The following is a 25,867-nucleotide window of genomic DNA, read 5'->3' as shown; positions in this document are numbered from 1 at the left end:
ACCATGGACCGCCGCACCGTCATGGCGGGCGGCGTCGCCGGGGGCCTCGCGCTCGTCGGCACACCCGCCTTCGCCGCCCGCCCGTCGCTCCCCAGCAAGCGCCCCGCGCTCGCCGACCGCAACTTCACCAGCCGCTCAGTCGAGCGCGAGATCGCGCGCGTCTCGGCCCGGATCGGCGACCCGAAGCTGCGCTGGATGTTCGGCAACTGCTACCCGAACACGCTCGACACGACCGTCCGCATGTCGACGGTCGGCGGCGCGCCCGATGCGTTCGTCATCACCGGCGACATCCCCTGCCTCTGGCTCCGCGATAGCTCCGCGCAGCTTCGCCCCTATCTCCATCTCGTCCGCGAAGATCCTGCCCTGCGCACGCTCTTCCGCGGGCTTATCGCACGCCAGTCGCGCTCGATCCTGATCGACCCCTACGCCAATGCGTTCATGGAAAGCCCGACCGCGAAGACCAACCTCAGCTGGGCCCTCAAGGACCAGACCGAGATGAAACCCGGCGTCGCGGAGCGCAAATGGGAGATCGACTCGCTCTGCTATCCGATGCGCCTCGCTTATGGCTATTGGCAGGCGACGCATGACGCGACCCCGTTCGACGCGACCTGGGCCGAGGCCGCGCGCGCGAGCATCCGCACCTACCGCGAGCAACAGCGCAAGGATGGCCGCGGCCCCTACAGCTTCCTGCGATCCTCGAACCGCAACACCGAGACGATGGCGCTCGAAGGCTGGGGCAATCCCGCCAAGCCCAACGGCCTGATCCAGTGCGGCTTCCGCCCCTCGGACGATGCCTGCGTCTATCCGTATCTGATCCCGTCCAACCTCTTCGCGGTCACCACTCTGCGTGAACTCGCGGTCGTCGCGAACGAAGCGCGCCACGACACCGCGCTCGCCGCCGATGCGACCGCGCTGGCCGCCGAAGTCGAGGCGGCGCTCGTCGCGCACGGCCGAATGCGCCTGCGCGACGGCAGCGAGGTCTGGGCATACGAGGTCGACGGCTTCGGCAACGCGGTCTTCATGGACGACGCCAACGTGCCGTCGCTTTCCGCGTTGGCGTACATGGGCTGCGTCCCCGCTACCGATCCGCTCTGGCGCCGCACCGCGCAAGCCGCCTGGAGCGACGCCAACCCGTATTTCTTCAAGGGCACCAAGGCCGAGGGGATCGGTGGACCGCATGTCGGGCTCGGCCAGATCTGGCCGATGTCGCTGATCGTCCGTGCGCTGGCGGGCGCCGACGATGCGACCGTCCGCGCTTGCCTGCGGATGCTGCGCGACACCGATGCCGACACCGGCTTCATCCACGAGGCGTTCGACAAGGACGATCCCGCCAAGTTCACGCGCTCCTGGTTCGCCTGGGCCAACGGGCTGTTCGGGGAGCTGATCGTCCGTCTCGCCGATACCCGCCCCGCTTTGCTGAGTAACGCCTTATGATCCTGACCCGCCGCACCCTGCTCGGCAGTGCCTCGCTCGGCTTGATCGCCACCACTTTGCCGGCTGCGAAACCTGCACCCGAGACCCGCGCGAACCTGTTCATCGGCACCGGCGGGCACGGCCATACCTATCCGGGCGCGACATTGCCGTCCGGGATGGTTCAGCTTAGCCCCGATACCGACGTCGAGCGCTGGGATGCGTGCTCGGGCTATCATCGCACCGACACGTCGATCATGGGGTTCAGCCACACGCATTTGTCCGGCACCGGGATCGGAGACATGCTCGACATCCTGGTCGTGCCGACCACTGGCCCAGTGAAGCTGATACCCGGCCCGCTCGACGATCCCGACGCCGGATACCGCCAGCGCTTCACCGACGAACATGCCGAGCCCGGCTACTACCGCGTCTCGCTCGAATCGGGGGTGCGCGCCGAACTGACCGTGACCGATCGCACCGGCTGGCACCGCCACAGCTTTCCCAAGGGATCAGGGCATATCCTGGTCGATCTGTCGCATCTGATCCTCGACACCTCCGACACGCAACCGCTGGTCGACGAGGCATCGCTGGCGATCGACGCCGACGGTACGCTGATCGGCAGCCGGCGGGTGTTCCGCTGGGCCAAGGGACGCCGTATCCATTTCGCGATGCAGTTCTCGCGCAGGCCCGACCGGATCATGTTCTACGGCGACGGCGATACCGCACAGCCCGCAGGCACCACCGGGGTGAAGGGCAAGCGGCTCAAGGTCGCGCTGCACTATGACGATGCCGGTGCCGCGCCGGTGCTGATCCGCTGCGGCATCTCGGGCGTCGACATCGCCGGCGCACGCGCGAACCTCTCGGCGGAGGCACCGCACTGGGATTTCGACCGCATCCGGGCCGCCGCCACCACGCGCTGGGTCGAGGCGCTCGACAAGGTTCGCGTGCAGGGCGGCACCGACGACCAGCGCACCATCATGGCGTCCGCGCTGTACCATGCGCAGCTGGCGCCGACGCTCTTTTCGGACGTCGATGGCCGCTATGTCGGGATGGACGGCGCGGTGCATGTCGTGCCGAAGGGAGGCGCCGCGTACAGCAGCTGGTCGCTATGGGACACGTATCGTGCGCTGCACCCCCTGCTTGCACTGATCCAGCCGGCGCGGACCAAGAGCCTGGTTGACGACCTGATCCGGCAGACCATCCAGTCGCGCTACGGCCCGCTGGTCTGGCCGCTCCAGGGCAAGGAGACCGGCACGATGATCGGCTGGCACGGCGTCGTCCCGCTCGCCGAGGCGCAGGCAAAGGGTATTCCCGCCGACTATGCCGCCGCCTGGCCCGCGATCCGCCGCCGCAGCTTCGACTTTGCCGCGCCCGACCTGGACAACAGCCTGGGCCGCGACCTTTACGACCGCCTTGGCTACGTCCCCGCGGACAAGGTCTTCGAGAGCGTCAGCCGCACGCAGGAATATGCGTATGACGATTGGGCCTCGTCGCATCTGGCACGCGCGGCCGGCGCGACCGAAGACGCCGCCAGACTGCTGAAAAGGTCGCACAACTGGAAGAACGTACTGGATGCCAGTATCGGTTTCGCACGCCCGCGGTTTGCCGACGGCTCCTGGTGGAAGCCCTATGACCCGATCCAACTCGGTCATATGCCCAAACCCTGGTGGCGCGATTATACCGAGGCGAATGGCTGGCAGGCGACCTTCCTCAACCAGCACGACATCCACGGCCAGATCGCGCATTTCGGCGGCGCTTCCGCGTTCGAGAGCAAGCTCGATACGCTGTTCGCGGCACCCTCGACGCTGCCGGCGAACGCACCGCCGGACATTGCCGGGCTGGTCGGCCAATATGCGCACGGCAACGAGCCCGATCAGCATGCCGCCTATCTCTATGCCTATGTCGGCGCGGCGTGGAAGACGCAGGCGATGGTCCGGCGGCTGTGCACTGAGATGTACCGCAACGATCCTGACGGGATCATCGGCAACGACGACTGCGGCCAGATGAGTGCGTGGTTCGTGTTCTCGGCGCTCGGCTTCTATCCGGTCGATCCGGTCGAGGCGGTGTATGTGTTCGGCTCGCCCTTGTTCACGCGCGCCGAAGTGTCGGTCGGCAACGGTCGCCGACTGGTGATCGACGCCCCCGGCAACCGCGCCGACACGCCCTACGTCGCGGCGGTCCGGTGGAACGGCAAACCGTGGACGAAAAGCTGGATATCGCACGCCGATCTCGCGGCCGGCGGCACGCTCCGCTTCACGATGTCCGCGACGCCGAACCGCGCATTCGGCGCCAAGCTCGCCGACCGACCGCCCTCGTTCGGCCAGCCCGCTGCCTGATACCTCCCGGAGACGATGATGACCGAAGTTTCCCGCCGCCTGCTGCTCGCCTCGGGTCTAGCCGCTACCGCCACGCCCGCGATCGGCGCAGGTCGCGACGCCGCGCCGAAACCTTGGGGTGCGACGCCCTCGAAGCGTCAACTCGCCTGGCACGCGCGCGAGCAATACGCCTTCGTCCATTTCTCGATCAACACCTTCACCGATCGCGAATGGGGCTATGGCGACGAGGATCCGAAGCTCTTCGACCCGTCGGACTTCTCGCCCGACCAGATCGTCGCCGCGGCCAAGGCGGGCGGCATGCGCGGCATCATCCTGACCGCCAAGCATCATGACGGCTTCTGCCTCTGGCCGACGATGCTGACCGAACACTGCATCCGCAACAGCCCCTACAAGGACGGCAAGGGCGACATCGTTGGCGAGATGGAACGCGCCACCCGTCGTGCCGGGCTCGATTTCGGCCTGTATCTCTCGCCCTGGGATCGCAACCACGCCGAATATGGCCGTCCCGCCTATGTCGAGTATTTCCGCAAGCAGGTGGTCGAACTCTGCACGCGATACGGCACGCTGTTCGAATTCTGGTTCGATGGCGCGAACGGCGGCGACGGCTATTATGGCGGCGCGCGCGACGCGCGGAAGATCGACGCGCCGAAATACTATAACTGGCCGTCGATCGTCGCGCTGGTCCACGAGCATCAGCCGATGGCCTGCACCTTCGACCCGCTCGGCGCGGACCTGCGCTGGGTCGGGAACGAGGACGGCGTCGCCGGCGATCCGTGCTGGCCGACCATGCCGAACCATCCCTATGTCCAGTCCGAGGGCAATTCGGGCGTGCGCGGCGCGCCGCTCTGGTGGCCAGCGGAGACCGACGTCTCGATCCGTCCCGGCTGGTTCTATCACGCCGACGAGGATTCGAAGGTCAAGACGCCCGCCCGCCTGATCAAGCTGCACGACGAGTCGGTCGGCCGCGGCACCAACCTCAACCTCAACCTGCCGCCCGATCGTCGCGGCCGCCTCGCCGACATCGACGTCGAGACGCTGAAGTCGTTCGGCACGGCGCAGGCCGCGACGTTCGCCACCGATCTTGCCAAAGGTGCGGTCGCATCGGCCAGCCACGTCCGCGGGAAGACCTATGCGGCCAGCACGGTACTCGACGGCAACCGCGACACCTATTGGTCGACGCCTGACGCCATCACCACACCGACACTGACGCTCGACCTCCCGCCGGGCCGCGCGTTCGACCTCATCCGCCTCCGCGAATATCTCCCGCTCGGCATCCGCGTGACCCGGTTCGCGATCGACGCCGAGATCGACGGACAATGGCGCAAGCTCGCCGAGCATTCAGGCATCGGCCCGCAACGCATCGTTCGTCTGGACACGCCGATCGCCCCCCGCCGCCTCCGCCTGCGCATCCTCGAAGGCACCGCCTGCCCCGCGATCAGCGAAGTCGCACTCTTCCGTCAGGTCGCACCCGCTCCCGTCGCTCCAGTGGTCATGGCCGATACCGGCATCGTGTCTTCCGCGCGGTGGTCTATCGTCACCGCTTCGGCACCGGGCGCGGAAGCGATGCTGGACGACGATACCGCCACCTCCTGGGTGATCCCCGCCCCCACGCCAGACGCACCCGCATCTGTCACGGTCGACCTGGGCACCACCGAAACGCTTGCCGGGTTCGTCCTGACCCCGTCGCGCGCAGTCATGGCGCAGACGGCTCCCCCCAAAGCCTACCGCATCGAAGTCAGCGTCGATGGCAAGACGTGGCGCGAGATCGCCAGCGGCGAGTTGCCCAACATCGCCTATGCGCTCGCCGCGCAACGCACTGCCTTCGCCAAGCCCGTGGTCGCGCGCCTGGTGCGCTGGTCGTTCGCAGAAACGGCCGTTCCAGCGCTGCGGCTCGCCATTGCAGGACTGGCCGTCTTCCGCAGAAGAGGATGACAACCGCCTTCGGGTGGCCGTCCGAACGTACCGCGGGGGCGACGATATCCGCGATTGCGATCCCCTGCTGTCGTTACGGGCCGGTACCGTTACCAAGTGTCAGTATATATTACAGATTGTTGCATACCGGTCACACGTAACAGACAAAAATTACGTGCCGTTCATGCTAGCGTAATAAACCGATTGCGCGAGCGGCCCCGCATCGTCAGCGTGAAAACACCAAGGCATATATGCCAAAAAACGGGGGTTCTCATGATTTTATCTCGCCTTTTAGGCGCAACGGCGATTGTTGGCGCGCTGGCGCTACTGCCGAGCATGGCGGCAGCGCAGGACGTTCCGAATGCAAACTCGCCCCCGGTGAATGCCGATGGATCCGAGCCCGCCGATACGGCGCAGGCCGCCTCCGGAGCCGAGGAGATCCTCGTCACCGGATCGCGCATTCGTCGCGCCAACGATGAATCCCCCAACCCGATCACGACGATCAGCGCAGCCGATATCTTCTCGGCGGGCCGCGTTTCGGTCGGCGACGTTCTCAACGATCTGCCGCAGCTGCGCAGCACGGTCGGCTCGCAGAACTCGACGAGCGGCCTCGGCGTTCGCGGCCTGAACCTCATCGATCTTCGCGGCCTCGGCACCGCGCGCACACTCGTGCTCGTGAACGGCCGACGCCACGTATCGGCAGAAATCATCAACAACGGCAACAGCCCGGACATCAACACGTTTCCGACCGATCTCATCGAAAAGGTCGATATCGTGACGGGCGGCAGCTCCGCCGTTTACGGTTCGGACGCGATCGCGGGCGTCGTGAACTTCATCCTGAAGGACCATTATGACGGTCTGGACCTTCACGGCCAGACCGGCATCAGCAAGTATGGCGATGCGGGCAATCAGTATCTGTCGGCGGTAGCCGGCAAGAACTTTGCCGATGGACGCGGCAATATCGCGGTCAATCTCGAATACGCGCATCAGCAGGATTACTATGCGTCGGGTCGTCCCAACCTGCGTCAGAACGACGGATTCGTCGTTGTCGACACCGATCCGGCCGGCTCGGTGAACGGATCGGACAGCATTCCCGATCGCATCTTCGTGCGTGACATCCGCTCCACGACGATCTCGACCGGCGGACAAGTCGGCATCCGCTATGCCAACACTGCGACCGCACCGTGCGGCGTGGATTCGGCGGGTAGTTCGTTCACCTGTGGGTATCTGTTTCAGCCGGGCGGCGCACTCGCTCCACAGACGGGCACGCGCCTCGGTCTTGGCCCGAACGGCAGCTTCACGGGTGGTAACGGTTATACCGGACGCGAAGGCCGGTTGCTCGTATTGTCGCCGGAACTCAACCGGTACGCGGCCAACCTCATCGGCCATTTCGAAGTCAGCCCTGCCTTCGTTCCGTTCATCGAAGCCAAGTACGTCCGGTCCGAGGCACGCGGCTCGCAGAGCGGACCGTTCTTCTCGCAGGGCCAGACCCTGGCGGACGCAATTCCCATCGCCGGATTGAACGATCGCTCGTACGTGCTGACCAACCCGACCGGCAACGGTCCGGTCAACCGCGAGGGCATCCGCCTCGACAACCCCTATCTTTCCACCAGCGCACGCGCGACGCTTACATCGCAGCTGACCGCCGCCGTGAACTCCGGGGTCAATCCCAACACGGGCGCGGCGTTCGGCACGACGCCCGCGGGCATCGCCTTGCGCAATGCATCGCTGGCACAGATCGCGGCGGGAACGTACCGCTTCTCCTCGCGCCGCAACTATGTCGATCTCGGTATCCGCGACGAGAACATCCGTCGTGAAACCTACCGTCTCGTCGGCGGTATCCGCGGCGATTTCAACAGCGATTGGCATTACGAACTGTCCGGCAACTACGGCGAGCACCGCGAGCGGAACGTCATTCAGGGCAACATCAATCGTCAGCGCTTCCTGCTCGCCAACGACACCGCTCGAAATGCAGCGGGCCAGATCGTCTGCCGTTCGCAGGTCGACTCGCGTTACGCTGGCACCGACAGGGCCGGCAACGCAGCGGTTCTCGCAGCCGATGTTGCGGCGTGCGTTCCGCTCAACCCGTTCGGCGACGGCTCGATCAGTCAGGCTGCAAGGCAGTATCTGACCGTTTCGACCGTTGCGACCGGCAAGGCGACGCAGTTCCAGGGTACCGGCTACATGTCGGGCGATCTCAGCCAGCTGTTCGAGCTGCCGGGCGGCCCGATCGCGTTCTCGCTCGGTGGCGAGTATCGCCGGGAGACGCTGTCCTATGATCTGGACCCGACCACGCAGGCTGGATACGCGTTCTACAACGCCATCCCGTCGTTCCGTTCGCCAGCCTTCGAAGTGAAGGAAGCGTTCGGTGAAATCTCGATCCCGTTGGTCAAGAATGTCCCGCTGTTGCAGGAACTGACGATCAACGGCTCGGGTCGTGTTGCAGATTACAAGGGCGCGGTCGGCACCGTCTATGCCTATGGCGGTGGCGTGAACTGGCGGCCGGTGCGTGACCTGATGATGCGTGGGTCCTACGCCAAGTCGGTGCGTGCGCCGTATCTGGGCGACCTTTATTCCGCGCAGAGCCAGAACTTCACGCCGGCACCGAACGATCCCTGCTCTGCCCGCAACATCGGCACGGGCTCGGCCACACGCGCCGCGAACTGTGCTGCACAGGGTGCACCAGCCGGGTATGACTATGTCTACACGTCGTCGCTTGAGATCGTCAGCGGCGGCAACCCCAACCTCCAAGCAGAGACCTCGAAGTCCTACACCTTCGGCGGTGTCTTCGAGCCTCGCTTCCTGCCTGGCCTGTCGATCTCGACCGACTATTACAACATCACCGTCGACAAGGTGATCTCGGCTGTCTCGGCACAACAGATCCTCAACCTGTGCTACGATTCGCCGACGCTCAACAATCCGTTCTGCGGGCTGTTCCAGCGTGCAGGTGCGGGTGGCGGTGCACGCGGGGAAATCCCGTTCCGCGTTCTCGAGGGCTCGCTGCTCCAGTCGACCGCCAACTTCGCCAAGCAGAAGGCGACCGGCATCGATACGAACATCAACTATAACCACCGGTTCGGCTGGGGCGAGGTTTCTGCTCGTGGTATCTGGACGCACGTGATCCAGCGCGACAACTATACCAATCCTGCGGACGCGAACTTCAAGAACACACTTACCGGCGAACTCGGCGATCCTTCGGACCAGTTCAATATCGCTGCAGACGTGAAGATCGGCAAGGTAAGCTTCGGCTATTCGGTGCGCTGGATCGACAAGATGTACCTCAACACGTTCGAGGACTATAACGCCCTCAACGGCCAGCCTCCGCAGAACACGGACTATGCGACGATCGAGAAATATCCGGCCGTCACCTACCATGACATCCGCGCAAGCGTGGACGTCTCGGAGCGCTTCAACGCGTATTTCGGCGTCAACAATATCAGCAACAGGCTTCCACCTTACGGCCTGACCGGGATAACCGCGAACAGCGGCATTTACGACAATCGTGGCCGGTTCGGTTACGTCGGCGTAACGGCCAAGTTCTGATACCGTAGAACGGTTTGGAGAAAGGGTCGGGACTATCCCGGCCCTTTTTCTTTGTCCGAAAAGACTGATAGAGATCGACGATGCCGAAAACCGCCGTCGCGCAGGCTCATGATCTCGTCGCCGCTGGCGCGGTTGCCGATGGCGTGACGCTGCTGTCTCGAGCAGCCGAGGCGGGCGATGCCGATGCCGCGATGCAACTCGCCGTCTGGTACCTCGCCGGCCATCCGATACCGCGTGATCTCGTAATCGCGCGAACCCTGTTGCGACGAGCCGTGACGATCGGCCATGTCGACGCCGCGCTCATGGAAATTGCCCTGACCGCCAACGGCAGCGGCGGCATACCGAACTGGCCGACGGCCGTGTCCTTGCTGCGGGCCGCGGCAACGGCTGATCCGATCGCGGCACAGCAATTGGCGCTGCTGGATGCGATGGACATCGACGAGAACGGCTTTCCCTGCCGCGCACCCGCGCGCGAAAGTCTTAGCATCAAACCTGCCATCGTACGATTTCCGCGGCTGTTCACGCCGGCCGAGTGCGCGCATGTCGCGGGCGTTGCAGGTCCCATGCTGGAACCCGCGCGCGTCATCGATCCGCGTACCGGGCGCTGGATTGCCCATCCTATCCGGACCTCAGACGGCGCCGCGATCGGACCTCCCCGCGAAAATCTCGTCATACGCGCATTGAACCAGCGGATAGCGGTCGCAAGTGGCACCACCATCGATCAGGGCGAGCCGCTGACGGTGCTGCGCTATCGACCAGGCCAGCAATATCGGCTGCACCTGGACACCATTCAGGGCGCCCCGAACCAGCGCCTGGCAACCGCGTTAATCTATCTCAACGAAGGCTATGGCGGCGGCGAAACGCATTTTCCCGCAGCCGGCCTGACGGTCACCCCACGCGGCGGCGATGCCATCGTTTTCATCAACCTGACCGCGGACGGAAAGCCGGACCCGCTCTGCCGTCACGCCGGGCTGCCTATCATGCACGGCGTCAAATGGTTGGCGACACGGTGGATTCGGGCGGCTCAGATCGATCCATGGACGATCGGTTGATCGTCCTTGCCGGCTCAACCCAATTCGCGCGGCGCATTTGGAGAGCTGATCACCTCTGCGGCACGCCTGCGATAGCTAATACCAAGCAGGCTTGGTAGCGGTGCCCTCAAAGCGCATCCGTCGATCCGTGTGATCGAACCCATATAATATACTGTATAATTTTTGTTGACGCCTGTCTTTGCCGTGGGCAGTTTGAGCGTACGTCGACGCAGCACGACGAGGCGCTCGCACAATCCTTGGAGGCTTCCGGTGATCGGCAAAGTCCATACCGAACCGACCACGATCGACGTGACAGCCGACAGAAGCGGCGGGTGATGGCTGACAGGGAAAGCACCGTCAGATTGGCGCGATCTTCGTGATGACCGACGAACGCGGTACGGGTCGGCGTCCTTACGGCTCAAGGTTCCGACGGACGACATCCAGGTCAATTCTGCGTGGGCAATCGTATCGCGACATGGTGATGCGGCCCGACGTCACCGGCGTTTATCGCCCTGCACCAGCGACGGAATTGCTTTGCATTGCACCGGGCACGGCTCGTGCCGTCGAGGCATTTACCCCCGCTCCTACCACTCCAATACACCGAGCCCGATCATGACGCGCTTCTGCCGCTTTACCGCTGCCGCCCTGCTGATGGCTGGTACGTCGCTGGCGATCCCGACGCCCCGGGCCGCGCTCGCGCAGGAGCAGCAACTGGCCAAGCGGGTCTACCCGCCGATCGCCGAGACGCCGATCCGCACGCCGAGCTTCGATCTGGCGCTGCGGTCAGACACGCAGACGCTGTCGCGGTTGTCGCCGACCGACGATGCCGCGTTCGATTTCACCCCCGGCGCGCGCGAAGCCGAGCGGGCCGGCGACGGCTATGTCCATATCGGCGACATCAACCTTCGCCTGCGCACGCCTGGCGGCGCCTGGACCGACTTCGCCTCCGCACACCGGCGCCAGCCGATCCGGCGCCTGCCCGCGACCGGATCGGTGCTGGCCGCAGCCGACATCACCGCATCGCTGGGTGCCAGTCCGATCAGGGTCGAGCGGTGCTGGGTCAACGACCACGGCGTGCTCGCGCTGCGCTTCACGCTGACCAACACCGGCACGCAGCCGGTCGAGATCGGCGGGCTCGGCCTGCCGATGATCTTCGACAACATCATTTCAGACCGCAACCTCGAACAGGCGCATGCGCAAGCGAGTTTCGTCGACCCCTATATCGGCCGCGATGCCGGCTATCTCCAGGTCACGCGGCTGAACGGCAAGGGCCCTGCCCTGCTGGTGCTCCCCGAAAAGGGAACCCCGCTCGAGGCCTATCGCCCGATCATGGAAGCGCGCCGCTCTGGTGAAACCGACGTCTTCACCGATCGCAGCCCGCGCGGGCAGACGTCGGAGGGGTTCTACGACTGGACGATCGCCAGCAAGGGTTTCGCGGACAAGGAATGGGCCAAGGCCGGCGAGCAGTGGAACACGCCCACCAGCTTCACGATGGCGCCGGGCACGAGCCGCACGATCGGCGTGCGCTTCGTCACGTCGCCGTCGATCGCCGCGATCGAGGATACGCTGGTCGCCAACAAGCGCCCCGTCGCGGTGGGCATTCCCGGTTACGTGGTGCCGACCGATCAGGAGGCGTCGCTGTTCCTCCGCACGCCGCAACGCATCGCCAAGGTCGAGAGCCTGCCCGCCGGTGCGCTGACCGCGTCCAGGGTGGCGGGAGCCAAGGAATGGGCGCGCTATGCGGTGCGCAGCAGCGGCTGGGGCCGCGCGAGCCTGGCCATCACCTATGCCGATGGCAGCGTCCAGACCGTCAGCTATTTCATTACCAAGCCCCTCGACCAGACGATGGCGGACCTCGGACGGTTTTCGACCACCCGGCAATGGTATGAGAACAAGGCCGACCCGTTCGGCCGCAACCCCGCGATCCTCACCTATGATCGGGAAGCCGACAAGATCGTCACGCAGGATCCGCGCGTGTGGATTTCGGGCATGAGCGACGAAGGCGGCGGCGGCAGCTGGGTCGCGGCGATGGCCAAGCAACTCGACAATCCCGACGCAGCGGAGGTCGCCAAGCTCCAGCGGCTGGTCGACGAGACCGTTCAAGGCCGGCTTCAGGTGCCCGACGGCGAGCATGCGGGCGCAGTCCGCAAGAGCATCTTTTATTACGATCCTGCGGCACATCCCGGCTATTACGACGCCGCGACCAACTGGAAGAGCTGGACGTCCTGGTCGAAGAAGGACGCCGGCGACCTCGGCCGCGCGTATAATTACCCGCACGTCGCGATCGGCCACTGGGTGCTCTACCGCGTCGCGCGCAACCATCCCGGCATGGTCACCGCGCACCCATGGCGTTGGTATCTCGACCACGCTTACCAGACCACCGTCGCAATGATGCGCGATGCGCCCTATTACACGCGGTTCGGACTGATGGAGGGCGACGTGTTCGTCGACATCCTGAAGGACCTGAAGCACGAGGGGCTGACCACCGAAGCGACCGAGATGGAGCGCCTGATGAAGGGCCGCGCGGATCACTGGCGCACGCTGACCTATCCCTTCGGCAGCGAGATGGCCTGGGATTCGACCGGCCAGCCCGAAGTCTATGCGTGGATGCGCTATTTCGGATACCAACCCCAGGCCGACGAGACCAAGCAGGTGATCCTGGCGTACGATCCGACGATCCCCAGCTGGGGCTATAACGGCAATGCCCGTCGCTATTGGGATTTCCTGTACGGCGGCAAATACCCGCAGATCGAGCGCCAGATCCATCACTACGGATCGACGCTTAACGCCCTGCCGCTGTTCGACGCTTACCGGGCCGATCCGTCGGACCTGCGGCTGCTACGGGTCGCGTATGGCGGTATGATGGGCGGCATCACCAATATCGACCGACAGGGCTTCTCGTCGGCGGCGTTCCATTCCGCGCCCGACATGATGAAATGGGATCCGTACAGCGGCGATTACGGCATGGGATTCTACGGCCACGCCGTCACCGCCGCGAGCTATCTCGTCAAGGATCCGACGTTCGGCTGGCTGGGCTTCGGCGGCAACGTCAGCCAGACCGCCGGCAGCGTCGTGACGATCGCCCCCAAGGACGGCGCGCGCTGTCGCCTGTTCATCGCCCCTGCAGGCCTGTGGATCACGCTGACCGCCGGCAAGATCGCCAAGGCGGCGTATGACACGGCCACCGGTGCCGTCAGGCTGACGCTGAGCCCGGCCTCGGCGACGACGCCCTCGGCAAGGCTATCGCTCGAAACGACGACGGCGGGAGGACGTTCCTATGCTCTTCCGGGCGCGACGTTGGAGCGGGGCGAATACACCATACCCTTGTCCGTCGAAGCAAAGGATGTTCGCCTTCAGCCGGACTGACGGGAATCGCGCCGATGGTGTGCAGGCTGCCGTGAAACGCGGCCCTGTAGCGATCGTCAGGGTCGAACGCCCCGACGCACCTTCACCGGACGTGGCCGTTTGAACCAGAAGCTCCAGACGCTCAACGTGCCAAGCAAACCGAGCGTCAAGCCCGACAGCGTCATCACGAGGCGGTAACCGAGCCCGCCGACCTTGGCCGCGTGCAGCGGATACAGGATGTTGTACGCGGCCACGACATTCGACAGCGACGCTGCATCGCGCGCACCGATCAAACGGCCGTCATCGGCTGCGAACCACAAGGTCGTGCGCCCATTCGGCAGCCATTCCTGCGGTCGCTTCATGCGGATCGTGACGAGCCCGCTTTCCTTGCGCGGCAGCGACAGGCTGCGCAGTTCGGCATCGGGAAAGCGCGCGCGCGCCGTGACGATCATGCGCCGCCAGTCGAGGTGGTCGGCGAGCGCGACCTTCGGCCCTTTCGGTGCCTGCAACGCGGTGTCGATCGTCGCCGGTGCGCCCGGCCCCAGGAACACCGCACTGATCGGCCGGAACACCAATGTCGCCCCCGTCAGCAACGAGAGGACCAGCAACGGCGCGGCGACGATCCCGAGATCGCGGTGATGCCGCACGATCGCCGGCCGGCTGAGCCGCTTGGGCAACGGGCGAAACGCGAACGTCTTGCGGGTCCGCCACCACAGGATCGTGCCCGTGATCACGAAGAACAGCCCCGCCACGCCAGCGATACCGATGATCGTCTCACCGGTATCGCCCGAAAGCAGGTGATGATGCAGGTCGAACAGCCACAATTCGGGCCGTGCCCATTGCGTTTGCCACTGGCTGACGATCGTGCCGGCCTGCTCGGTATACGCCCCTGCCCCCTTGCCGAAATCGAGCCGATCGAGGCCGAGATTGGCGTTTGCGAAAGTGACGCTCTGAGGTCGCGTTTCCGGGTTGCTCATCAGCCGTTCGGTGGTCGCGGCGAGGACATGCGTGCTCTGGATCTGCGCGTCGCCCGCATGTGGGAGCATGATCCACGCATCGCGGTGCACCAGGATCGCCCCCGTCAGCCCAAGCAGGGCGAGGACCAGCCCGACAAAACCGCCAGCCCATCGATGCAGCGTATCGAGCAGCGCCATCCTAGAACCGAACGTCCCAGCCAAGCGTGAAATTACGCCCGCGTCCGGCGAAGAAATGCTCGTTGTCGGTCGGGCGTACCGTGTCGCTGTAATAATCGATGTAGAAATGGTCGAAGATGTTCTGCGCGCTCAGCGTCACCGCGCCGACCGGCAACTGATAGCGCACGCTGGCGTCGGTGACGTTGTACCCGCCGAAATCGTTCGCGGCGGGCAACCCCTCGTATTTGCGCGAGAGAAAGAATTGCTGCTGCAACCGTGCCGACACCTTGCCGCGCGCATAGCTGGCGGCGAGGTTCAGCCGGTCGGGCGAGATGTTCGCGCCGTCGAGGTCGATGTCGACCTTGCCGTCGTCGTCCGAATCCGTGCGCCCGATCAAATGCGCGAAGCCGGTCGACAGCGTCAGCCCTGAGATGGGCATGCGGGCTTCCAGATTCACCTCGATGCCCTGGATCTCGACGCGCTGGCGTTGTGCTTCATACGCGCCGCCGACGAACACCAGCACCTGTCCGCGCGTGCTGGTCGACCAGAAATAGGTCGCGCTCGCGTTCATCGGTCCGCGCTTCACTTCGACGCCGAGTTCGCGGTTGTTCGACACGATCGGCGCGATGTCGACATAGGTGTCGAGATCGACGCCGTCGCGGCCGATCGCGCGTGAGATGCGTCCGACGTCGGGTACGGTGAAGCCCTGCGCATAGCTGCCATAGGCGCGAATGCCGGGGATCGGCTCGACGATGACGCCGCCGTTGAACAGCGCCTTGCTGAAGCTCGGACTGCCGCCCGCGACCGCGTGGCTGCCATAGGAGGCCAGCGTGGTATAATCGTCGATGACGATCTTCACGTTCTCGTATCGCGCGCCGCCAGCGAGGCGGACGACCTTGTCGAACAGCGCGAGGTTGACCTGCCCGAACGGCGCGAGGCTGCGGAAATCGGCGGGTGGCACCCAGACGCGATTGGTGGCGATCAGCCGTTGCTCGGTCCGATCGTACAGTGCGTCGAAGCCGAGCGTCGCGGTCAGCGCCTCGAAGCCCGGCACCGCGCGCTCGTAGCTGAACTTGCCGCCATATTTGCGCGAGCGGTTCTGCGACTGGTCGAACAGCGTGCCGCCCTTCACGAGCTGGAACGTCGCGATCGGATTGACCTCGCCGCCGAACGTATCGCGCGATCGGTTGAAGAAGACCTGGGTCACGAGGTTGCCGCCCCACAGATCGGGGTCGGTAAGGGACAGCGCGATGCTTTCGGTCCGGTTGGTCGCAGGGACGCCCGGCGGCGTGCCCCGCACCGATGTCGTCGGTCGGTTGATGACGAAATCGCCCGTGCTGGCGATATAATTGCCACCACCCTTCAACTCGAACCGATTGGCGATCAGGTCGACCCGTGCGGTGTCGGTCAGGGCATAGCCGGCGCGTGCGAACGCCGACCAGCTCCGCGAGTCCTGCGTCTCGCCCTGCGTCAGGTCGGTACCGACGCGGTTGCCGTGCCCGTCGTAGAACGCGCCGCGCTTGTCGTACGCTCCGCCGGCCATGACGTCGAAACGCCCCGATTTCCACGCGAGCAGCGCGGCGACCTTGCCGCCATTGCCGTCGCCGTTGAACCCGGTGTCGGTCGTTCCCTGCACGAGGGCGCGACCCGACAGGCCCTCGGTCCGTGGCGGCTGCACGGTCACCTGGTTGACGATCCCGCCGGTCCCGCCGATCCCCTGCAACGCGTTCGAGCCGTAGATCAGCTCGACCCGTTCGATGAAGAACGGATCGATCGTGAACCCGTCGCGGGATCCATCACGCAGCGGGGTCGACTGCGGTATACCGTTGATCGCGTACAGCGGCGAGCGCCCGCGCAACGTCTCACCCGCGCCCGACAGCTTCTGTCGCGTCGGCGAGAAGGACGGCGTCAGGTTCGAGACCGCATCGACCACCGAACCACCGATCGCGACCTGTTGATCCAGAGCCGCACGGTCGATCACGTCGATCGTCAGCGGTAGCGCGTTCGGTGGCAGGATGCTGCGCGTCGCGCTGACGACGATGTCGGCAGGGCGATCATCATCGGAAGCGGTGTCGGCACGGTCACGCGTGTCGGCCGCGGACGGATCGATACGCACATCCTGCGCCCACGCCGGCAGCGTCATGCCGACCAAAGGCAACACCAGTAGATTCCAACGTCCGTATCGCATGTCGTCCCCCGAATATCGGGCGAGCTAGCCGTATACAGTTTTTATTGCAAATCGTTCGCATTCGCTTCGGAGGGTTTGGGCGTCCGTTCGGCGCATCGTCGCTGGAATCATCGGCTCGCCATCACTGTGGACGGACGAAGCAGCGTCCCTCCGTCGATCCGGTAGCGTACCGATACACCGACGTGGTCCGAGAGCATCGTGCCGTCCCCCGCGCGGCCGAACGGCGCGGCTAGGCCGATCGGACGAATCCCGACGGTCGAGGATGGACGGTACAGCATCCAGTCCTTCGCGCGGCCGAGCGAAATGGCCATGTCCGCGGGCTCTGCGACCGGGCATTTCGGGGCGATACGGCAGGCCCCGACCACGGTCTGCAACGACGCGCCGCCGCCCAGCATGCGCAGGTCGAAATGCGTCCTGCGCGCGAGGTCCTGGCCGACGTTGAAGTCGCCTGCGACCAGGATCGGGCGGTCGCCAGCGCCAAGCGAGGCGATGAAGCCGGCAAGCAGATCGAGCTGGCGGCGATAGGCGTAGGTGGCGCGCGGCGATCCCGCGCCAGATGCGCCGTTGCTGTTCAGGTGCGTGTCGACCACGACGATCGGCGTCGCGACGCCGGGCACGGCGATCAGCGCCGCGACCGCGCCCTTGTTGGCGAGGCAATCATAGCCGGCGCAGACCGGATAAGCGATCCGACGGACCCCCAGGATCGGATAGTCGGAGAAGATCGCGAGGCCGCTGTCGACATGCTTGCCGAGCCGCTCGCCGACCATGCGGCTGCCGTCCGCGACGAACCCGTCGTCGGTGCGCGGTACCGGCGCTGCGTCCTCGCCGGGGCCGAACGCGGCGTAGCGATAGCCTGCGATGCGGCCGATCGCCTTGGCGTTGGCGACGAACGCCTCCTGCAACACGACGATGCCGGGCTGATCGCCGGCGTCGCGCATCGCCTTCAACTTGGCGCCGATCGCCGTAAGATCCGCCGACCGATCGTCGGCGATCGGCCACGGCAGGCCATGAACATTATAGGTCATCAGGGTCACGTCACGAGCTACGGGGTGGGCCACGGAAGCGGCGGCCGTCGCAGGGGCGTGGATCGACGCTGCTGCGGCCAGTGCTGCACCGAGATACCGTACCATCATGTTGATTTTCCCTGTTTCCTATGTACTAGACGCCGCCGTTGGTGGCCATCCGCAGGCGTATTCCGAGGCTCCGAAAGATTACCGTTTGAGCGGTGCGAACGAGAACAATCCGCTGCGATAGTTCATCACGACGTGCGTGGTCGTGATGCCCACGCCCACCGCGACCATCGCCTGCTCCGCGCGCGGGTTGGAATGGCCGAGCTTGGGATTGCTCGCAAAGCCGATGCCGTCGTGGAGCAGGCTGAAGCCGTGGCCGCCGTCGCGCGCATGGACGACGCTGAGCGCATAGGTGCCGGGTCCCGGAACGCGCAGGCACAACGAGACCGCGCCGGTCGCGGGCACCGTGATCACGCTGCGCCGGAATGTCTTGCCCTGCCCGATCAGGACGTTGTCGTCGGCGAGGAAATCGCCGTCGCGTGCAGGATAGAGTTCGGCGCGGAGCACGCCAGCGCGATCCTTCAGCCCGTCGATATCGACGATCAGCGCCGGGCCCGCCTCATGCGGCCGACAGCGCGCTTCGACGGTCCCGAGCCGCGGGGTCGAGGGCGGCGTGACGGCAGGGGTAGTGGCAAGGGAAAGGGCGAGCAGGATCACTTGGTACGCTCCATGGTAACGAGTTCGACGGCGGTCAGCGCGGCCCCGAGCAGCAGATGCGTGACGAGCCACAGCCCGGCGATCATCGTCAGCACCGCGGTCACGTCGGACGTCCGCCCGACGGTGAATGCGACCAGCCCGGCGAACACGATGTCCTTGTTCGGCAGCAACGGCAGCCGCGACACGAGGAGCCGCAACGTCGCCAGCGCCAGCCACCACGCAAGCGGCGCAGCCGGCATCACCGCCGCCCAGAGGAGTGCTGCGAACAAGGTGGTCGCGACGATCCGCAGGAAATGAATGACCGCGATTCGGCCCAGCTCGGGCCGCGGCAGCGTCAGCAGCGTCTTGCGCATGACCAGCGTGACGATCGACGGGATCGCCATGCTCGCGGCCGACACGGTCATCACCTTGGCGTCGGTGCCGAAGTGCAGCGCGCCGAGTGCCTGCCAGCTGACGAGGGCGAGCCCGAGCGTGCAGACGTTGGCGACCACCGCGGACAGGATCGAGACGTCCTTGATCGCGCCGAACGGGGTGCCCACCATCGTCGCGTGTTTCCGCGCCCAGCCGTAGAAATACAGCTCGCCCGAATAGCCGAGCACGATCTCGTTGCTGATCCGCTTGCGCAGCAGCGCGAGGATGCCGCTGGCGGGAAGTTGCCAGAGCCGCCGGTAGATCACCCATTCGCTGAATGGCGTGACCAGATAGCCGGCTGCGAAGATCGTCCAGAACAGCGGCGAACGCGGCACCAGATGCAGCGTGGCGGCCACGTCGAGGCTGCGCAATTGCCACAAGGCCGCGACCAGGATCGCCGCGGACAGCAAGGGCGCGAGCCAGCGGGCGAGGAAGGTCTTGCGGACGATCGTCGGAGTCAGCGGTGGGAATATCTCCGCACGCGTCAGCGCCAGCGGCTGGTTCATGCGATGATCCTCTCGGGACTGCTAAAACTGGAAGGTTGCCGCCAGCCGATGCTGGCCGGAGCTGGGACGGGCTGGCGGGAGGTCGTCATGTCGAGAGGACGCCGCCCCTTGCAGCGAACCGCAGCCGTCCCACGACGCGCTCATGAAATAATTTCGGTGCAGGATGGGGTCAGACTGCGGCCCGACCCATGCGGCGCCGTCGCATCATCAGCGAGTCCACGACGAGAGCGAGATCATGGTGAATTTCGAACACGGCACGGTTTTGGGCGAACGGGTCCCACGCGCGGGCATCGCGCCGGACAAGCGGCTGATCGTCTCAATCCACGACGTGTCGCCGGCGTTCGCCATACCGATCGCGATGCTGGCCGAGCGGATCGAGGCGATCCTTGGCGGTCCGCGCTTCGCGATGCTGGTGGTCCCCGATCACTGGGGCGCAGCGCGACTCGACCGCGATCCCGCCTTTGGCCGCCGCCTCCGCGAATGGGCGGATGCCGGGGTCGAGATGTTCCTCCACGGCTGGTTCCACCGGGATACCAGCACGCACGAAGGTACCGCGAGTGCCTTGAAGGCCAAGTACATGACCGCCGGCGAGGGCGAGTTCCTTGGGCTCGACGCGACAGAGGCGGAGCACCGCATGCGCGCGGGTCGCGACATGATCGAGCAGGCGATCGGCCGTGAGGTAGCAGGATTCATTGCCCCGGCGTGGCTATACGGTCCCGGTGCGCACGCCGCACTGAAAGCCTGCGACTTCGCGCTCGCCGAGGATCATTTCCGCGTCTGGCAGCCCCGCACCGGCGCGATCGTCGCACGCGGCCCGGTCGTCACTTGGGCGAGTCGGACGCCTGCGCGCACCGCGAGTTCGCTCGCGGTCGCCGCGGTGGCGCGCGCGATGCCCGACTGGATGCCGACGATACGCGTCGCGGTCCATCCCGGCGACGTCACCAAGGATTCGCTGCTTACCAGCATAGACCGCACGCTGCGGACGCTCGCCGAACGCCGCACCGTTTCGCGGTACGCGGATCTCGTGACCGAGCAGGTGGCGGCATGAAGATCGTCGACGTCTGCGCGTTCTACACCCCGACCGGTGGCGGCGTTCGCACCTATATCGACCGCAAGCTGGTCGCGCTCGCCGGACGCGGCCACGAGATCGTCGTCATCGCGCCGGGCGAAGAGGACCGCGAGGAGCAACGCGGTCCCAACGCGCGCGTCCGCTGGCTGCGCTCGCCGCGCTTCCCACTCGACCGGTCCTACCGCTATTTCGCCGACCGCGAGGCGCTTCACGCGATGCTCGACGAGGAGGATGCCGACGTCGTCGAGGTCTCCTCGCCGTGGCGCAGCGCGTCGATGGTCGCGGACTGGCGGACGCGCTCGGGATCGCGCGCGCGGCTGTCGCTGATCGCGCATGCCGACCCGCTCTCCGCCTATGCCTATCGCTGGTTCGGCAACGTCGCCTCGACGCAGGTCATCGACCGCGCGTTCGACTGGTACTGGCGTCACCTTCGCCGGCTCGACGCGCAGTTCGACCATATCGTCAGCGCCAGCGACAGCCTGACGCAGCGGTTGCGCGACGGCGGGCTGCGGAAGGTGATGACCGATCCGATGGGGGTCGAGCCTGGCCAGTTCTCGCCGCGACTGCGCGATGCCGACCTGCGTCGCAAGATGCTGGCATTGTGCGGCCTCGGCGAGGATGCGCTGCTGCTAATCGGCGTCGGCCGCCACGCCCCTGAGAAACGCTGGGCCATGGTCGCGCAGGCGGCGGCGATCGCGGGGACTCACGCACCGGTCGGGTTGCTGATCATCGGTGGTGGCGGACGCCAGCGCCGGGTGATCGATGCGATCGGCGACAACCCGCACGTCCGCCTGCTCGATCCGATCCGGGAGCGTGGCGCGCTGGCACGGCTGATGGCGAGCGCCGACGCGCTGATCCACGGCTGCGAGGCGGAGACGTTCTGCTTCGTCGCCGCCGAGGCGATCGCGTCCGGCCTGACATTGATCGCGCCGGATCGCGGCGGTGCGGCCGACCTCGCGCGTGCCAACGACGGCGCGCTGTACGCGTCGAGCGATGCCCAAGCCGCTGCCGACGCGATACTTCGCGTGGGGGAGACGATCGCCGCGCAGGGTGCCGGGCGACCGGATCGCCCGGTTCGGACGATGGACGATCATTTCGACGCGTTGCTGGCGCTCTACGGAGACGGATTGCCAACGCCGATGCGTCGACTGGAGAGCGGCCGATGATCGCGATCACACGTCCGCTCGAAATGGCTCGATCCGAGACCGTCGCGTCGCCGTGGCGCGAACCGTTATTCTACCTGTCGTTCGTGGCTGGCGCTCTCTTGCTCGTCGCCATTGGCGTGATTCTCGGTTGGCGTCTTCTGCACCGGAGTTGGGATTTGATAACGACAAGAACCGCGTGACCCGGTATCTGCTGCGGCCCCCGCGTCCTGGAGCCTCGCCGTAGCCGACATCGACAGTCCCCAGCCTGCCGGTCTGTCCGCAGTGCTCACGGCGAACCGCCCGCAACTCGTCCGGTTCTTCGCCGGGCGGACCGGCAGTGTCGCGGAAGCCGAAGACGTCGTGCAGGAGATCTGGCTGCATATCGGCCGGTCAACCGAAGGGCCTGTCGCGGGCCCGATCGCCAACCCACTCGCGTATCTGCACCGGATCGGCATGAACATCGTGCTCGACCGCGTTCGCGCCAACGGCCGCCGCGTCCGACGCGACGCTGGCTATGTCGAAGCGACGATATCAATCGCGGGCGCCGAGGCGGTCGACGATGCGCCCTCCGCCTTCGACGCAGTCGCCAGCCGCGAACGCATCGGGCATTTGGCCGCCGCGCTCGCCGGACCACCCGAGGGCGCGATGCGCGTGTTCCGCCGCCACAAGATCGATGGCCTGTCGCATGCCGAGGTCGCCGCCGAATTCGCTATCAGCCGCAGCGCGGTCGAAAAGCACATCGCAGTCGCGCTGCGCCACCTTCGAAAGGCGCTCGATGACTGAGTATCACGGCAAACTGCGGTGCCATTCGAGCGGCGGCGTCTATGATGTGAGCGGGGGGCATTCGCTCGGAACGAGGGCGCGATGATGGACGCAACGACGCAGGACCCGATCGCCGCCGCGGCCGCCTGGCACGCGCGGATCGATGCGTCCGATATGGACTGGGCGGGCTTTGGCGACTGGCTGGCGGCCGACCCGTCGCACCGCGCCGCCTATGATTCGATCGCGCTGCTCGATGCCGAGATCGACGCGGCAGCCCCCGCGATCGCCGCGCTATTGCCCGCCAACGACGATGACGCGACCGACGCTGTACCGGTATCCCGCCCGAACAGATGGCCATGGGCTGCAGCGGGAACGGGTAGCGCACTTGCCGCCGGTCTCGCGTTTCTGCTGGTCGGACCGACCGTCACCGATACGGCGCAGACCTACACCACCAGCGCTGGCGATACGCGTGCGGTGACGCTCGCCGACGGCAGCGCGATGCAGCTCGATCGGGGGTCGCGCGTGTCGGTGACGGGCGGCAAGACCCCGTTTATCGAACTCGCGGACGGCGCGGCGAGCTTCTCGGTCCGTCACGATCCGTCGCGCACTTTGATCGTCCGTGCCGGGGCTTACGACATCCGCGACGTCGGCACGCGTTTCGCGGTCACGAACGCGCGGGGGAAAGTCTCGATCGCGGTGGCCGAGGGCAGCGTCAGCGTCGCGCCGCACGACCCCGACGGCAGCGCGCCGACGACGCTCGTCGCAGGCCAGCGTCTCGACATCGACCCGTCGGCCGGGATCGCCGAGCGGCGGTCTATTGCCCCTGCGTCGGTCGCCGACTGGAGCGACGGCAGGCTCAGCTATGACGGCGCGCCGTTGTCGCTGGTTGCTGCCGACATATCGCGGTATGCGGGGGTGCCGCTGGTGGTCGATCCGTCCGCCGCAGGGCTGCATTTTTCCGGGGTTTTGACGATTGGCGACGGCTCGCGGCTTCTCGATCAGCTTCGCGCGGTCTTGCCGCTACGCCTGCGTCGCGCTGATGGCGTCGTACATCTCGAACGCGCCGGCGGCCGCTAGGTCGACAGGCGCCAAACCGGCCGCCATCGTCATCCCGGCGGGATCGCTCCGCACCGCGCTCGATGCGCTCGCGCGACAAACGGGCATCTCGATCGGCATGGCCGGCACGCTGCCCGCTACGCAGACGCGGAGGATCGACGCATCGGATGTCGCGCAGGCGCTGAAACGCCTGTTGTCGGGAACCCACCTCCGCGCGATCCGCGTCGATGCGACGACCTGGCGGATCGAACCCGAACCGCGCCACGCGGCTCGATCGCTCGCCGCCGATACGCACGCCACCCCGCCCCCGGCCACCGAAGGCGCCGACATAATCGTCACCGCCAGCAAGCGCGACGAACGCCTGTCCGACCTGCCCGTGTCGATCACGATCGTCGGTACCCACGCGCTCGACCGCCTCGCCGGCAAACGCGGCTTGGTCGACCTGCTCGCGACCACCGACGGTGCGTTCTCGACCAATCTGGGCCCCGGCCGCGACCGCGTGTTCCTGCGCGGCGTCGCCGACAGCGCCTTCAACGGCACCAGCCAGTCGCTCGTCAGCCTGTATATCGACGATGCGCGGATCGGCTATTCGTCGCCCGATCCCGATCTCCGCATGGTCGACATCGATCGCATCGAGATCCTGCGCGGGCCGCAGGGCACGCTCTACGGCACCGGCGCACTCGGCGGCGTCATCAGGATCGTCACCACCGTACCCGACCTCGATCGCGTTTCGGCCACCGTTGCAGGCGAGGCGACCGGGATCAACAACGGCGCGGTCGGCGGTGCGTTCGACGGCACCGTCAACGTGCCGATCGTGGCCGGACGTCTCGCGCTCCGGGCATCGATCTGGACCGAAACGATGCCCGGCTGGATCGACGACACCGGACGCGGAAAGCCAGACGTAAACCGTACCGCGCGCCCCGGCGTACGCGCGGCACTACGCTGGGCGATCGGCAACGGCTGGACCGCGACCGCCAGCGGCATCGGCCAGTGGATCGATGCGCGCGACAGCCAGTATGCGACGAAGGGCCTCTCGCGCACGACCGCGATCGCCGAACCGCAAGACAATGATTTCGTTTCAGGTACGCTCGACATCCACGGCCCGGTCGGCAGCCTCGACGTGCAATCGACGACCACGATCGTCTCGCATGTTTTCGGCAGCACCTACGACGCCAGCAGCATGGCGGCGGCACTCGGTACTATCGCCCCGGTCGCCTATGTCGAGGATCGATCGATCGAGTTGGTGACGCAGGAAATCCGTCTGAGCGATCCGACTGCACGTCATCCCTGGATCGTCGGCGCGTCGGTGCTCGACGCGACCACCCGCCTCAACGGACGCTTCAAATCGAACGGCGCGACCGTCATCGCGCGCGACGACAGGGAAGCGGTATTCGAGGCCGCAGTATTCGCAGAAGGCACGCAACGGCTGTCCCCCGCGCTCGATTTCAAGCTCGGCCTGCGCGGCTTCGTCACCGTCAACGATATCGAGCAGCAAGGCCCGAACGAGCAGAACGCGACCAAGCTGGGCGTCACCCCGAGCGCCACGCTCAGCTGGCACCGCGACGATGCCGGGTTGCTCTGGTTGCGCTATGCCAGCGCGATCCGGCCGGCCGGCGTCACACGCGCCATCGCCACTACCGAACAGCGTATTCCCGGCGACGAACTGCAGAGCCTCGAATTCGGCTGGCGCATTCGCGGCCTCGACGATCGCCTCAGTCTCAGCGGTGCGATCTTCGGCTCGTTCTGGGAGCATCTGCGCAGCGACGTGGTCGGGTCGGATGGGTTGTTTGGGACGGTTGATGCAGGGAATGCCACCAATTACGGTGTGGAGTTCGGCGGGCGGTTCGACGCCGGGCGCGCCACGATCGACTTCGGCACCACGATCCAGCGCGCGCGGCTCACCGCGCCGGCCAAGGGTCAGGTCGATGTGAACGATCGCCGCTTGCCGGTGGTCCCCGATTATTCCGCGCGGCTCGGGCTGACGCGGCGGTTCTCGCTGATCGACCTGCCTGCGAGCGGCTATGTCTCAGCACGTTACATCGGCCAGACCCGGCTGAGCTTCGATCCTGCACTCGACCGCCCCGCCGGCGATTACGCGACGATCGGCGTCGGTGCGACGCTCGACGACGGCCGACGCCACTGGTCGGTCGACATCGACAACCTGCTCGACGGACGCGGCAACAGTTTCGGTTTCGGCAACCCGTTCACGCTGGCGACGACGACGCAGACCGTCCCGATCCGCCCGCGCGCGATCACGCTGCGGCTCGCGATCGGTCTATGAACCGCCTCGATGC

Annotated in this window: 17 protein-coding genes; 12 read left to right on the top strand and 5 right to left on the bottom strand. The window is 66.1% G+C overall.

Annotated features, from left to right (window positions below):
• Positions 1–3: 3 nt before the first annotated feature.
• The 6 genes from C8J45_RS01170 to C8J45_RS01145 all read left to right on the top strand — a co-directional run bounded on the left by C8J45_RS01170 (position 4) and on the right by C8J45_RS01145 (position 13,597).
• Positions 4–1,434: a glycoside hydrolase family 125 protein gene (locus tag C8J45_RS01170; protein WP_181321103.1), complete on the top strand. Its 1,431-nt coding sequence runs from the start codon at positions 4–6 to the stop codon at positions 1,432–1,434.
• Entirely contained in the window at positions 1,431–3,746 is a 2,316-nt protein-coding gene (locus C8J45_RS01165) for a GH92 family glycosyl hydrolase (RefSeq protein WP_107961562.1), read from the top strand. Before C8J45_RS01170 ends, C8J45_RS01165 begins: the two co-directional genes overlap by 4 nt.
• A gap of 18 nt (positions 3,747–3,764) precedes the next feature.
• Complete coding sequence (locus C8J45_RS01160; protein WP_107962173.1) at positions 3,765–5,678, top strand: alpha-L-fucosidase; 1,914 nt, start codon at positions 3,765–3,767, stop codon at positions 5,676–5,678.
• A gap of 315 nt (positions 5,679–5,993) precedes the next feature.
• The gene (locus tag C8J45_RS01155; RefSeq protein ID WP_258191214.1) at positions 5,994–9,200 is read left to right on the top strand and encodes a TonB-dependent receptor domain-containing protein; all 3,207 of its coding nucleotides are present in this window, start codon (positions 5,994–5,996) and stop codon (positions 9,198–9,200) included.
• 80 nt (positions 9,201–9,280) lie between these two features.
• Positions 9,281–10,252 carry a 2OG-Fe(II) oxygenase gene (locus C8J45_RS01150; RefSeq protein ID WP_107961560.1) on the top strand — a complete coding sequence of 324 codons (972 nt, stop codon included), beginning with the start codon at positions 9,281–9,283 and terminating at the stop codon, positions 10,250–10,252.
• A gap of 591 nt (positions 10,253–10,843) precedes the next feature.
• Positions 10,844–13,597 carry a DUF5695 domain-containing protein gene (locus C8J45_RS01145; RefSeq protein ID WP_107961559.1) on the top strand — a complete coding sequence of 918 codons (2,754 nt, stop codon included), beginning with the start codon at positions 10,844–10,846 and terminating at the stop codon, positions 13,595–13,597.
• Positions 13,598–13,653: 56 nt separating this feature from the next.
• On the opposite strand, the gene C8J45_RS01140 is transcribed toward C8J45_RS01145, so the two are convergent.
• The 5 genes from C8J45_RS01140 to C8J45_RS19495 form a co-directional block, all read right to left on the bottom strand.
• On the bottom strand, positions 13,654–14,730 hold the full coding sequence (locus C8J45_RS01140) for a PepSY domain-containing protein (RefSeq protein WP_107961558.1): 1,077 nt from the start codon (positions 14,728–14,730) through the stop codon (positions 13,654–13,656).
• A 1-nt stretch (position 14,731) separates the two neighbouring features.
• Positions 14,732–16,852 carry a TonB-dependent receptor gene (locus tag C8J45_RS01135; RefSeq protein ID WP_107961557.1) on the bottom strand — a complete coding sequence of 707 codons (2,121 nt, stop codon included), beginning with the start codon at positions 16,850–16,852 and terminating at the stop codon, positions 14,732–14,734.
• A 152-nt stretch (positions 16,853–17,004) separates the two neighbouring features.
• Positions 17,005–18,030, bottom strand: coding sequence for an endonuclease/exonuclease/phosphatase family protein (locus tag C8J45_RS01130; RefSeq protein WP_146168549.1), 1,026 nt, complete (start codon positions 18,028–18,030; stop codon positions 17,005–17,007).
• A gap of 78 nt (positions 18,031–18,108) precedes the next feature.
• Positions 18,109–18,624, bottom strand: a complete 516-nt coding sequence (locus C8J45_RS19500) for a DUF2141 domain-containing protein (protein ID WP_374956409.1) — start codon at positions 18,622–18,624, stop codon at positions 18,109–18,111.
• Positions 18,621–19,541, bottom strand: a complete 921-nt coding sequence (locus tag C8J45_RS19495) for a hypothetical protein (RefSeq protein ID WP_258191212.1) — start codon at positions 19,539–19,541, stop codon at positions 18,621–18,623. The genes C8J45_RS19500 and C8J45_RS19495 overlap by 4 nt, the downstream gene beginning before the upstream one ends.
• Positions 19,542–19,776: 235 nt before the next feature.
• Between C8J45_RS19495 and C8J45_RS01120 the strand changes: the two genes are divergently transcribed.
• From C8J45_RS01120 to C8J45_RS01095, 6 genes are all read left to right on the top strand, one after another.
• Positions 19,777–20,589, top strand: a complete 813-nt coding sequence (locus C8J45_RS01120) for a DUF2334 domain-containing protein (protein ID WP_107962171.1) — start codon at positions 19,777–19,779, stop codon at positions 20,587–20,589.
• On the top strand, positions 20,586–21,776 hold the full coding sequence (locus tag C8J45_RS01115; RefSeq protein ID WP_107961555.1) for a glycosyltransferase: 1,191 nt from the start codon (positions 20,586–20,588) through the stop codon (positions 21,774–21,776). The genes C8J45_RS01120 and C8J45_RS01115 overlap by 4 nt, the downstream gene beginning before the upstream one ends.
• Positions 21,773–21,955: a hypothetical protein gene (locus tag C8J45_RS01110; protein WP_107961554.1), complete on the top strand. Its 183-nt coding sequence runs from the start codon at positions 21,773–21,775 to the stop codon at positions 21,953–21,955. The genes C8J45_RS01115 and C8J45_RS01110 overlap by 4 nt, the downstream gene beginning before the upstream one ends.
• A gap of 82 nt (positions 21,956–22,037) precedes the next feature.
• A complete protein-coding gene (locus C8J45_RS01105; RefSeq protein ID WP_258191211.1) occupies positions 22,038–22,538 on the top strand; it encodes an RNA polymerase sigma factor in 501 nt (166 codons plus the stop codon).
• Positions 22,539–22,619: 81 nt separating this feature from the next.
• Positions 22,620–23,594 (top strand): FecR domain-containing protein, encoded by a 975-nt coding sequence (locus C8J45_RS01100; RefSeq protein ID WP_107961552.1) that lies wholly within the window; start codon positions 22,620–22,622, stop codon positions 23,592–23,594.
• Entirely contained in the window at positions 23,491–25,854 is a 2,364-nt protein-coding gene (locus C8J45_RS01095; protein ID WP_146168548.1) for a TonB-dependent receptor, read from the top strand. The genes C8J45_RS01100 and C8J45_RS01095 overlap by 104 nt, the downstream gene beginning before the upstream one ends.
• Positions 25,855–25,867: the final 13 nt, after the last annotated feature.

The sequence above is a fragment of the Sphingomonas sp. PP-CE-3G-477 genome (genome assembly GCF_003050745.1).
Taxonomy (GTDB): Bacteria; Pseudomonadota; Alphaproteobacteria; order Sphingomonadales; family Sphingomonadaceae; genus Sphingomonas.
This window is presented reverse-complemented; position numbering and strand designations above follow the sequence as displayed.

Excerpts from the sequence above, each read along its gene's own strand:
- C8J45_RS01170 (WP_181321103.1), top strand. The coding sequence starts at position 4 with ATGGACCGCCGCACCGTCATGGCGGGCGGCGTCGCCGGGGGCCTCGCG.
- C8J45_RS01165 (WP_107961562.1), top strand. The coding sequence starts at position 1,431 with ATGATCCTGACCCGCCGCACCCTGCTCGGCAGTGCCTCGCTCGGCTTG.
- C8J45_RS01160 (WP_107962173.1), top strand. The coding sequence starts at position 3,765 with ATGACCGAAGTTTCCCGCCGCCTGCTGCTCGCCTCGGGTCTAGCCGCT.
- C8J45_RS01155 (WP_258191214.1), top strand. The coding sequence starts at position 5,994 with ATGGCGGCAGCGCAGGACGTTCCGAATGCAAACTCGCCCCCGGTGAAT.
- C8J45_RS01150 (WP_107961560.1), top strand. The coding sequence starts at position 9,281 with ATGCCGAAAACCGCCGTCGCGCAGGCTCATGATCTCGTCGCCGCTGGC.
- C8J45_RS01145 (WP_107961559.1), top strand. The coding sequence starts at position 10,844 with ATGACGCGCTTCTGCCGCTTTACCGCTGCCGCCCTGCTGATGGCTGGT.
- C8J45_RS01140 (WP_107961558.1), bottom strand. The coding sequence starts at position 14,730 with ATGGCGCTGCTCGATACGCTGCATCGATGGGCTGGCGGTTTTGTCGGG.
- C8J45_RS01135 (WP_107961557.1), bottom strand. The coding sequence starts at position 16,852 with ATGACGCTGCCGGCGTGGGCGCAGGATGTGCGTATCGATCCGTCCGCG.
- C8J45_RS01130 (WP_146168549.1), bottom strand. The coding sequence starts at position 18,030 with ATGATGGTACGGTATCTCGGTGCAGCACTGGCCGCAGCAGCGTCGATC.
- C8J45_RS19495 (WP_258191212.1), bottom strand. The coding sequence starts at position 19,541 with ATGAACCAGCCGCTGGCGCTGACGCGTGCGGAGATATTCCCACCGCTG.
- C8J45_RS01120 (WP_107962171.1), top strand. The coding sequence starts at position 19,777 with ATGGTGAATTTCGAACACGGCACGGTTTTGGGCGAACGGGTCCCACGC.
- C8J45_RS01115 (WP_107961555.1), top strand. The coding sequence starts at position 20,586 with ATGAAGATCGTCGACGTCTGCGCGTTCTACACCCCGACCGGTGGCGGC.
- C8J45_RS01110 (WP_107961554.1), top strand. The coding sequence starts at position 21,773 with ATGATCGCGATCACACGTCCGCTCGAAATGGCTCGATCCGAGACCGTC.
- C8J45_RS01100 (WP_107961552.1), top strand. The coding sequence starts at position 22,620 with ATGATGGACGCAACGACGCAGGACCCGATCGCCGCCGCGGCCGCCTGG.